Source organism: Nostoc spongiaeforme FACHB-130 (genome assembly GCF_014698475.1).
Lineage (GTDB): Bacteria > Cyanobacteriota > Cyanobacteriia > Cyanobacteriales > Nostocaceae > Nostoc_B > Nostoc_B spongiaeforme.
This window is the reverse complement of sequence record NZ_JACJTB010000087.1, coordinates 1-10,516: the sequence shown is the minus strand read 5'-3', so window position 1 is coordinate 10,516 and position 10,516 is coordinate 1. Positions and strand designations below refer to the sequence as shown.

11 protein-coding genes are annotated in these 10,516 nt (G+C 40.9%); 6 read left to right on the top strand and 5 right to left on the bottom strand.

Features of this window, described 5'->3' with window-relative positions; genetic code table 11:
• The first annotated feature begins 424 nt into the window (after positions 1-424).
• The gene (locus H6G74_RS30540) at positions 425-577 is read left to right on the top strand and encodes a hypothetical protein (RefSeq protein WP_190971256.1); all 153 of its coding nucleotides are present in this window, start codon (positions 425-427) and stop codon (positions 575-577) included.
• 6 nt (positions 578-583) lie between these two features.
• On the opposite strand, the gene H6G74_RS30535 is transcribed toward H6G74_RS30540, so the two are convergent.
• The 3 genes from H6G74_RS30535 to H6G74_RS30525 all read right to left on the bottom strand — a co-directional run bounded on the left by H6G74_RS30535 (position 584) and on the right by H6G74_RS30525 (position 7,006).
• Positions 584-2,995, bottom strand: coding sequence for an nSTAND1 domain-containing NTPase (locus H6G74_RS30535; RefSeq protein WP_190971254.1), 2,412 nt, complete (start codon positions 2,993-2,995; stop codon positions 584-586).
• Positions 2,996-3,127: 132 nt separating this feature from the next.
• On the bottom strand, positions 3,128-4,210 hold the full coding sequence (locus H6G74_RS30530) for an AAA-like domain-containing protein (protein WP_190971253.1): 1,083 nt from the start codon (positions 4,208-4,210) through the stop codon (positions 3,128-3,130).
• A 405-nt stretch (positions 4,211-4,615) separates the two neighbouring features.
• Positions 4,616-7,006, bottom strand: a complete 2,391-nt coding sequence (locus H6G74_RS30525; RefSeq protein WP_190971252.1) for a VIT domain-containing protein — start codon at positions 7,004-7,006, stop codon at positions 4,616-4,618.
• Between the two features lie 170 nt (positions 7,007-7,176).
• On the opposite strand from H6G74_RS30525, the gene H6G74_RS30520 reads away from it, so the two are divergent.
• Positions 7,177-7,770 (top strand): restriction endonuclease, encoded by a 594-nt coding sequence (locus H6G74_RS30520; RefSeq protein ID WP_190971251.1) that lies wholly within the window; start codon positions 7,177-7,179, stop codon positions 7,768-7,770.
• 18 nt (positions 7,771-7,788) lie between these two features.
• On the opposite strand, the gene H6G74_RS30515 is transcribed toward H6G74_RS30520, so the two are convergent.
• Positions 7,789-8,775, bottom strand: coding sequence for a DNA-methyltransferase (locus tag H6G74_RS30515; RefSeq protein WP_190971250.1), 987 nt, complete (start codon positions 8,773-8,775; stop codon positions 7,789-7,791).
• A gap of 66 nt (positions 8,776-8,841) precedes the next feature.
• Complete coding sequence (locus tag H6G74_RS30510; protein WP_190971249.1) at positions 8,842-9,066, bottom strand: helix-turn-helix domain-containing protein; 225 nt, start codon at positions 9,064-9,066, stop codon at positions 8,842-8,844.
• A 135-nt stretch (positions 9,067-9,201) separates the two neighbouring features.
• Here H6G74_RS30510 and H6G74_RS30505 point away from each other — a divergent pair, with 135 nt between their 5' ends.
• The 4 genes from H6G74_RS30505 to H6G74_RS30490 all read left to right on the top strand — a co-directional run bounded on the left by H6G74_RS30505 (position 9,202) and on the right by H6G74_RS30490 (position 10,416).
• Entirely contained in the window at positions 9,202-9,429 is a 228-nt protein-coding gene (locus H6G74_RS30505; protein ID WP_190971255.1) for a hypothetical protein, read from the top strand.
• Between the two features lie 58 nt (positions 9,430-9,487).
• Complete coding sequence (locus H6G74_RS30500; protein ID WP_044523269.1) at positions 9,488-9,745, top strand: type II toxin-antitoxin system RelN family antitoxin; 258 nt, start codon at positions 9,488-9,490, stop codon at positions 9,743-9,745.
• Complete coding sequence (locus H6G74_RS30495) at positions 9,735-10,097, top strand: type II toxin-antitoxin system RelE family toxin (protein ID WP_190971248.1); 363 nt, start codon at positions 9,735-9,737, stop codon at positions 10,095-10,097. Before H6G74_RS30500 ends, H6G74_RS30495 begins: the two co-directional genes overlap by 11 nt.
• Positions 10,098-10,251: 154 nt before the next feature.
• A complete protein-coding gene (locus tag H6G74_RS30490; RefSeq protein WP_190971247.1) occupies positions 10,252-10,416 on the top strand; it encodes a hypothetical protein in 165 nt (54 codons plus the stop codon).
• Positions 10,417-10,516 lie beyond the last annotated feature (100 nt).

Sequence of the window (10,516 nt, the reverse complement as noted above, 5' to 3'; positions counted from 1 at the left end):
TCAACAGGGTCGAACCGTCTACCATATTCATTGGGAGACCTCAAGCTTTGGTGTCGTTACCTTTATCTTGTGGTTTCCCCTTCTTTTTTGCTACCCCATCTCACATAAGGCGTATAAAATATCTTGACATAAAGCAGGTCATGAACGAGTATTCAGGGATAAACAACAGGGTAGAGATAGTTAGCCAAAAACTACCACATTTGAGTTAGTCACAGGCGAAGGTACTGGTACTATTGAAGGTTTAGCTCGTCAAAAAATTTGGTTGCAAGATAATCTAAACTTAGGGAGCATCCACTTTTGGAAGAAACACCGGGCGATTGGAAATCGCGGCTACACAAACCAAGTCCACCTACGCGGACTATCTCAAAACCCGCGCAGGCGGGTTTAGTTTGTATAGCCCCAGACTTCAGTCTGTTCGCGTAGCGTGCGCCTTAGCGCAGGGCTATTTGCCGAAAGTGGATGCACACTAAACTTAGTCTTGTATAGCGAAGATTTAGAAGTTGATGGAACTGTTCAATATTCTCATGAAGAAAATGTTTGGGTGGCGGTAATTGATTGGGATAATATCAGAGGATGAATATTCCTAATCTTCTTCTTCTAGCAATTGTTCAATGAATATTTGCACTAAAGGCACTTGAAAAGCATTACCTTCTTGAGTCAAAATTTCTTTGCGGGTGAGTCTTCGTACTGTTCCTTTATCTTGTGGTGTGGGAGTTTGACCTTGAATTATTCGCTGGAGTAAATTGCGGTCATTCTCTGTTAAATTATTCCAGATTTCCCGAAAATATTGATCGCCTCGCTCTAGCACAATGGGAATAATTTCTTGTACATCTTGCGCGGTGGCTTTGATTGTCTCTAGTTGGCGGCGGTTTGCTCTAATATCTTTGTTGAAAAATTCTACTAACTCATAACACATCAACTGCACAAGATAAGGTTGACAGCAAGTTAGTTGTATAATTAAATCTACAGCACTTGATTCATAAATATTAGAAAAATCTTCGATAGGACGGGTAATTAATTCACGGGCTTCTGACTCTTGCAAGTAACTCATTCGCAAAGCGCGAGTATTAATTAGATAATCAGTCCAGTAAGCATCAAGTTCCGATAATTGATGGGAACCACTAAATAGTAAAATCCATTGTTTTTGATGTTGCAGCAAATTGCGAATAAAGTTGAGTGGCGCACGGCTATTTGTGGCTGTAACTACCTCACTCAAACGTTCATATTCATCTAAACACAAAAGAAATCGCTTACCAGAATTGCTGCGTTCGATTTCTGCTAACCAAGTTTGCAATGCCGGAAATGGATCTTCAGCTAATTTATAAGCATCTGGATTTGGTAAGAAGATTTTGCGGGGTAAGCGGCGTGCAGTATTGATAATTTGTTGAGATAGATTTTCGGCGAATCCTTTAAGTGTTGTGGCTGATGCTGCACCTTGTAAATCTACCAACAAAGGCACAATATTAGGAACAACTTTGTCTGGTAAATATTTGAGTGCAGAGGTTTTACCAGTTCTGCGCCCGCCGTAGAGTAATAAAATTGGTGGCTGGTCGGAAAGTGTTAAAGTTTCAATTTCTCGAAAGATATCAATTCGCCCTTTAAAGCGATTTGTAGCTGTGGCGGGGTCTAAAGAATTACCAGCAATGTAAACTTGGCGAATTTCTTGTGATTGTTTTGCTGTTTCTGCTAAAGTGCGTTGTGCTGTTTCTAATATTGTTAGCCAACGGTTGGCAATGCTGCCAAATTGAGTAGCTAATGTAGCGTTTTTTGCAAAAGTTAGAGTGTTTTTTAGTTCCTGCAAAGCATTGATAGGAGGTTTTAATAATTCATATTGTCTATACGTTGTAGTTGCTTGTTGTGATGCTTGTACGCCTTGGCTAATATCTAACAATTGGGGCAGAATTGTACCAAATTCTGGTGGAGGTGGTGACGGAATCCATGTTAGTTGATAGGAAATATCGGCAATATCTCCTAATCTTCGGCATTGATTGAGAATATCTATAGCAATTTTGATAATTGCTTGTGTTGCAACTTTTTGTTTGTTTGTAGATGTAATTAAATAATCAATGGTTTTACGAGCAATGACTGGGTTTTTTGCATAAGCTTCCGCTATCATCCAATCCATGAAAGGCAGAGGTAAAATAATCAATTCATCAAACCGAGGAGGTAAATATTGTAAATAACTTCCTGAATTTTGCCAGCGAGAAATAAAAAAAATAATGAACATCCAAATCAATTCCGGCAACCAAAAGTAAACTCGTAGTACACCAAAAACAAACGCCACGCTGAAAGCCACGCCGAAAGCCACGCCGACTGCCACACCGAAAGCCATACTGAAAGCCATACCGAAAGCCACGCCGACCGCCACACCAAAAGCTATGCCTCTCGCTATGCCTACCGCCACGCCAAAAGCCATGCCTCCTGCCATACCTCCCGCTAAGCCAAAAGCCACGCCTCCTGCCACACCTCCCGCCACACTTCCTGCTACGCCGACCACCAAACTGACTGCCACGCCGACCGCCACGCCGACCGCCGCGCCAAAAGCCACGCCGATCGCTACGCCTACCGCCACGCCTGAAAAAAATCTAACTGCTAAAAATAAAGTAAGGATGGCAACAACTAAAATAACTAATCTATTCCTATAGCTACCACGGTCTAAAACTCTTCCTATTATCCAGCCCAACAAAAAAATTAAGCTTTGGAACCAGTCAAAAGACTTACCACTCAACAGCGGATACACTGGTGCAACTAGCAATACGGCAAATATTGGTACTAATGCCGTTAACCACCAAACTTGCCCAGCATAGCGACGCAAACGGGGATTGGTGCAAAACTCAGAGCGTCTGTTAAAGGGGTTATCTATAGGTTTTAGTTCTGGATGGATATCACGCAGCCAGCGTTCAAAGGTAAAAGGCTTGAAGTAAATCCAATACAAAAGGCGCAGACATTCAGCTACATAATTCCACAAGCCTAATTTTGGTGAGGTTTGACTCATATCATGTTTTGTAAATTATTTTTCTTACGTCATTGCGAGGCGTAGTGAAGTGTAGCTTGGGTTAAGGAATGGAAACTCAACTATAGTTAAGACTTTGTTGGGTTTCGCTATCGCTCCACCCAACCTACTTTTTTATTTAATTCCTAATTGATCACGCACAAAATCCCAAACTTCATTCCAATTGATGACTCGTGTAAACACCAAAATAACCATTACTAAAATTGCCATTCCCTTAATCCAGCTACTCACATCATCTACAGTTCCGCCCAGAAATTTAACTACGCGCCCTAGACGTATTGGTAAATTCCAAACTAACCAACGCAGTCCAAGCCACCATCGGCGCGAACCTAACCGAGACTGTGGTAAGCGCCGAGATTCTTGAACGAAACGAGTTTTTACCCAGTTTTCATCGTGTCCCTGCTGACGTGCTTCACACACTAAGCCTCCTGCTATCTGGAGTAAAAATGGATGACTCCCGGCTAATTGCTGAGTTAAACGCTGTTCATCCATACTTAAAGCAGGTGCGGCATTATTAACTGTACTAGCTGGTAGGCGTAGCAAATCTTTGACTTCATCTTCTTGCAGTTCTCCCAATTTAATCACATGACCTAAGTTGAAAAAAGAAGAAGTTAATTGATGTTTTTTGCTGTAAAAATCTAATTGATGTTGTGAAGCGATTACCAACATTACAGAGTTGTGATTCATCAAAGAACGCAAGTTGTTGTAAAAGTCATTATTAAATTCGCTCTGGTTGTCAAATAAGGTTTTGAAATCATCCAAACATAAAACTGGTAATACACCTTGCCTTTTCCATTCTCTAATTGCATCAGAAAAAGCTACACGGTCAAGGGGTCTAATTCTCAAAGGGTCACTTAAAGCTTGGTTGGTCGCCACATTAGAAAAATTGAGTAACTCTTGCGCCACCGCTAAATAAAAATTTTCCTCTCGTTGACAATGTACACTTTGCAAAGAAAGGTAAATCACAACGTAGCGGCTAGGGTTCTGCACTCGCTGTTCCCAAGTTAAAAAAAAGTGATAAAGCAGCGAAGATTTACCAATGCGCTTTTCACCGACAATGTTAATACTTGTCGGCTGTGCGCCACCCATCCGAGATGCGATCGCGTGTAATTCATCCTTCCGACCAACAAACAATCTAGAGTCTTCAATCATCCCCGCAGCCACAAACGGGTTAGCAGGCAGCGATCCAGAAGTCATGTAAAATTTTATATTAATTTAATTTATTTCAGTGTAATTGCTTAAAAGCATAGCATTAGATTTTGTTCAGTAAAAGACTTATCATCAAAGCTGCAAAATTTGTAAGGAAGGCGGACATTACAATTGTGATGGTAGAAAGATGAAGTGCGATCGCTCTCATTGTTATTGTGATAGTTGAAAGATGAATTGCGATTGCTCTCATTGTGATTGTGATGCTGGAAAGATGAATTGCAATTGCTCTCATTGTGATTGTGATGGTGAAAAGATGAAATGCGATCGCTCTTATTGCTATTGTGATGTTTGAAAGATGAATTGCGATTGCTTTCATTGCTATTGTGATGTTTGAAAGATGAATTGCGATCGCCTGCAATAAAAAAACCGGGATAGCCCCGGTATAGTTTTATATTAAACTTGCACTCGCACTGTTAGCAAAACCGTAGTTGTGAGCAATTGAGGGATGCGCCAAGAGATGAGCGATCGCCTGATAATATCAATTAAAGACTGTTCCTTAAAAGTAGAAGCTTGCTCATCTAACAACACCTGTCTGACTCGTCCCTTACTTATCTGCAACTCAAACACTAAATCACCACTGTAAGCTGTATGCAATGGGATAGATTCTAAATACTGAGTCAGCAGTGCAATCATCTGCTCATTTAATCCCGTTACATTTACAACCTCTAGATGTTGGACAGGTGCAATTTCCGCTAAAAAGGTTTCTTCATCCTCAAGACTTTCATCAGCAAAATGATACCGTTCTTCAGCTTGTGACATTTTTGGCGGTGCTACAGGAGAAGACATCACCGCTTCCGGTGCGCCTGAAGATTCTACTCTCCGCTTACGTTGCAAAAATTCAGGCGCAGGAGACACCATATTTGCCATCATGGGAGGAGGCGCAACAGCACTAACAGCACTCCCAAAAATACCTTGATAACTAATACCTTCAGCCATTTCTACAGGTACTTGCACAGAAACTGAACCCTGAAGCGGATTAACTCGCACATCATCACTCACAGCCACAAAAGCTGTATATTGCGACAACAGTTGATAAGTCAAAGCCGTATCTGTCACCGCTTCCACACCCAACTTAGTGTCACCATGCACCATCTGATTCATCAATTCCTTAATACGGGAACGTCCCCAAAGTTGAGCAATAGCCGGGTTTCCAGTTTCCTCAAAGTCCAAGTTAAAGGTATGCTGATAACGTGTACCACCCGCAACAATTCCCGTAATATGCAGTTTTCCCCCACACCCATCAGGTTTTTTACCAAATAAAACTAACGGCTGTTCCGCAAACAAATCTGGTGGCGTGGCAGGATAGATAATTGGCGCATCACCATCGCCTTCCCATTGCAAATTAATGTTAGTCAAAACTGGATTGTTGATTTGACGGTAGAATTTATCGACTACCTCATCCGTTGGTTCATCGTGGCGAATTATCTGCGCTATCCCTCGTCCTAATTCTGCAATGCGGTTGAGTAGAAAACGATTAACAGAACTACCCGCACCAAAACTATAAAGGCGGTTTCCTGGTTGCAGATGTTGTTTCACCTCTGCAAGAATTTGGTTTTCATTGCCAATATAACCATCCGTCAACAATACAATACTCCGCAACCGTCCAGAATCCGTAACTGGAAAATTCAACACAGCACGAATTCCGCGTAACATCTCCGTGCCACCATTAGCTGTCAATCGATTAATATAATTGATGGCGCGTGTGCGATTTTGAGAACTATTAGCGAGGGGAACAGGCGATAGTTGCCGAGTCGTATCAGAGAAATCAATAATACTAAAAGTGTCATCAGGGTTAAGTCCATTAATAAAGCGGCGCATCAACTCTTGACACTGCATCAATGGCGCACCCATTTGTGAACCAGAAGTATCAATGAGAAACACCACATCTTTAGGAACAACCTGATTTTGACGGTATTGGAGTGCAGGAATTAGATATAGTGCAAAATGTCCACCCCGTTCATCAGCTTGACTGAGTACCGTCGCTTGGGTAAATTCCCCAGCTACTTGATAGCGTAAAATCAAATCTTTATTCGGAATAGTATCCCCACCCGCCAACTTCACCAACACCCGCTTTTCTGCATAACTTATCTGAATTTGGTGAGAAGGAGACTGGACATTTTGCACCTCAACCCCCGCATCAATTTCTACCGTTACATTAATATCATGGGGCGATCGCGTACCCGATGGTAAGATAGGTGCATTCAACCGTGAACCATCGGGAACTATATCTGTATCTTGATTTTGCGTCATCGGTACAGTAGCCGAACCTACACCACTTGCATTTCCTTCAATCGGTATCCCTGGAACGTAACGCGGAGCAACCACCATCGGGAAAACAAACTCATAATTACCCGCAGTAAATTTCAAGCTTTCAGAGTAGCGAATAATCACATCAATTTGCTCACCCGGTTGAATGTTAGCGAGAGATTGAGTAAAAATATTGTCCCGTTCTTGTTCCAACAGTCCGGCGGTGCGTCCTTGTTTCTTTGCTTGCTCGTAAATTTGCTGTGCTTCTTGGCGTTTTTTAATACTACCTTTAATAGTCTTGTCACCAATCCGAATCAGCATATCATCAACAGCAGCCTCATCCGGTAATGGGAAGATATAAACAGCTTCTAACGTAGTTGTGAAAGGATTTTCAAAACTTTGGGTAACTTCCACCCGTGAGATATTCCCCGCAATTTTAGCTTTCACCTCAGTATGCTTGAGGGGAAAAGCAATTTGCTGTTGTTCAGGAGTTTGAACATATAAGCCACCAGCTTGGCGTTCTAGAGTTTGAGTCATATACGTTACCTCACGCTTTTATGTTATGTCTCTAGCGTAGGCGTGTTTACTCGGCAGATATGCTCAGTTTTGTGTTCAGTCGATGCTCAATGATGGGTTCATTGCCAAAAGCCGATTTTTACCAGAATATATGCTGAATATCTTGTGTTTAGTTGCAGTGAAAATTAGCGATGAAGATTGTTCAAGAAGTTTCATTAATAAGTATAGGGAATTTTGAAGAATCAAACGATTGGGCGATAATTCGTGCTGAAATTCGTGATGCGATCGCTCTAATTGTTCACCCTCCTGGGACATCTAGTTTTACAATTAATCCAAAAAAGCACGGTAATGGTGTCAAGCCTATTAAAGAAGCTTGCATGATTGCATTAAGAGATAAATTCGAGTGGAGATTAGAAACTCCTATTACCTATGCTACGAAATCACCAGGAAAAGTTGATGCTACAAAAGTAATTGACAATTATTTGTTTGCGCTTGAGTGGGAAACTGGAAATATTTCTTCCAGCCATCGCGCAGTTAATAAAATGATTCTGGGATTAATACGTGGTGTTTTTTTAGGTGCTGCTTTAGTTCTTCCCAGTCGGAAAATTTACCCTTATTTAACTGATAGGATTGGTAATTACGAAGAGTTAGAACCATATTTTGATGTTTGGCGTTCTGTTCAACTCCAAGAAGGGTTTCTGGCAATTTTTGTAATTGAACATGATCAGCTAGATAGTAATGTACCAACGCTTACCAAAGGAACAGATGGACGTGCTTTAGTCTAAATTTTCTGACTTATATATTTATTGAGAATAGGGGATGGAAAGTTGTGAAGCATTGATTTTCTTTTGCTTTGATTTCTTATTTCCCCTTGCTGATTCCCATTGTTCGATAATTCCGTTAGCGAGATCAGTTAATCTTTCTACAGCCGGATCTGTATCTCCCAGTTCTGAACCTATCCAGTAACGCTGTAGCTTTTCTGCTGCATAAAATGTAGTCCCAGATCCAGCAAAGGGATCGACTACAATTTGTCCTGGATGAGAGGCCATTGCGATAATTCGCTCTAGCATAATGGGTGCAAGTTCGTTAGGAACTCGCTTTTTGTGTTGACGATGGCGCACTGGGGGAATGTCCGTCCACATTTCTTCTGCTAATGTCCATAAAATATCTTGAGAGTTAGCTTCGGAAGTTTCTTCCCAAACCTCTTCCGGCGTATCCCAAACATCCATTAAATTAATACCCTGTGGATTAAGTTTTTTGCGATGTCCACCATAGTCACGAATTTCTCCACCGCAATGTCGGCAAACTTGAATGGGTGTATAAACTTTATTAAAAACTGCTGGTTCTCCTTTAGTGTAATAAAGTAATCCATAATGAGCCGGAGACATTTTTTTTCCTCTGGGAAAAGCTTTTGGCATTCTACAAGCAATCCAATGCCTAAAATTCATTCCTTGTTGATTCAAATATGCACCATATTCTATACACCATTTAGGTAGATTAAATACAAATAAGCTGCCACCATTCTTCAAAACTCGAATACTATGGCTCAACCACTGTTTTGACCACATTAAATATTCATCATCTGCCATCTGATCACTCACGCCTTTACCATATTCTTTACCAAGGTTAAAAGGTGGATCAGCAAATACAATATCTACAGATTCATTCGGTAAGGCTGAAAGAAATTTGAGACAATCTCCTTGATAGAGAATTCCATATTCACTTTTGTAGATTTCTTTTAATTCTTGTTTTTCTACATCATCAGTAGCAATCAGTTGAAAAGGTAGCATTACTGTATATTTGAGTTTTGCTGTATATAACTAGTATAAAAACTCTATTAACAATTGTCAATAGAATTATGGTGTATTTGTACTACGAGGTTGATAAGGTTTTCCCATCGGTTGATTTTGATATCGCTCGATTTCAACATTTTCTATGTAGTAATAACGTCCAAGTTTACAAGCTATAATTTGACCATTCTTAATTAAGTTGTGTACTCGTTGGCGTGTAACACCAAGTAATTTGGCAGCTTGAGCTACAGAGAGTAGTTCAGCACCATTTTTAGCAATAGAGTCTGTCATACGTTATTCGAGAATAATGCTTAAAATTAACAGCGTGATCCAATCAATATTGCATTTTCAAGCGTAACTCAGTCTTACTAGTGAGGAAAGCTCAAACCTTCTGACTTTTAAATCATCTGCTAAGTTAACAGATATATGTCAAACTCGCTCAAAGCATCAACAACTGGACTGGGAATTGTAGACAAGGCGCGAAAACGTCTTGGCTGGACTAAAACTAGTACGGCGCGTTGGTGGCAAGATGCTCATACTTCTAGAGCTACTTTACGGCGATTTTGGCAAGGCGATCGCTTACCCTATCCTGTGCGATCGCATTCAGGCTTTAGAATAAAAGAGCGATCGCATGGATTGATTGCCGATATTTAAGGTGCGTGGCTTGTATTTGTGCGTGTTAGGATATCCTACAAAATCTGGTAGAGCCAAGATGAAAGCGATCGAAGTAACTGGTAAAATTGATGCTCAAGGAAATTTAATTTTAGATCAGCCGATTCAGGGAACAACTTACCCTGATCAAGTACGGGTGATTGTGTTAATTCCAGAACAGGAAGAAACAGAAGAGTTTGACCCAGACGATACACCAGTTGAGGAAATTAAAGCCAGCTTGAGAAGAGCTTTACAGCAAGCAAAGATGGGTCAAACAAGACCAATTAGTGAGCTATGGGACAGAATTGATGCAGAGTGACAACACAGTATCAATTCGTTTCTCCGACGAGTTTGAGGCAGAACTTTACAGACTCTCAAAAAGATTTCGCAAGATTCGCTCTGATGTCCAACCGATTATCGAGCAGTTACAACAAGGGGACTTTGTAGGCGATAGAATTAGCGGACTTGGGGAAGAATATTTTGTTTACAAGGTGAGAGTTCGCAACAGTAATATTCAAAAAGGTAAAAGTGCTGGATACCGACTGATTTATCAAGTTGAGTCTCCCACAAGTATTTTGTTGCTAACAATCTATTCTAAATCTGATCGAGAAGATATTGGTGCTAATGAAATTCGAGATATTCTGGCTGATTTTTATGGTGATTCAGGTTAAAACTAGGATACACAGCAGATTGTGGCAAGGCGATGTTAAAACAGCATCTAGTAGAAATATATCAAGACAATCTGCTCATTTAACAGATATATGTCAAACTCGCTCAAAGCATCAATGGTTGGACTGGTAATTATAGACAAGGCGCGAAAACGTCATGGTTGGACGAAAACTAGTACGGACTGTTGGTGGCAAGATGCTCACACTTCTAGAGCTACTTTACTGCGATTTTGGCAGGGCGATCGCCTACAGTACCCTGTGTGAACGCATTCAGTATGCTCGAAAGTTGGGTTTCGTTCCTCAACCCAACCTTGTATATTGAGGGAAGTAGTAGACCGTCCCAACCTTGGTCACAATAGACCGCTATGTAGCACGGGTCACTACAAAAATCTCTTTGACAGAACTCGAACAGTCGCCAGGGG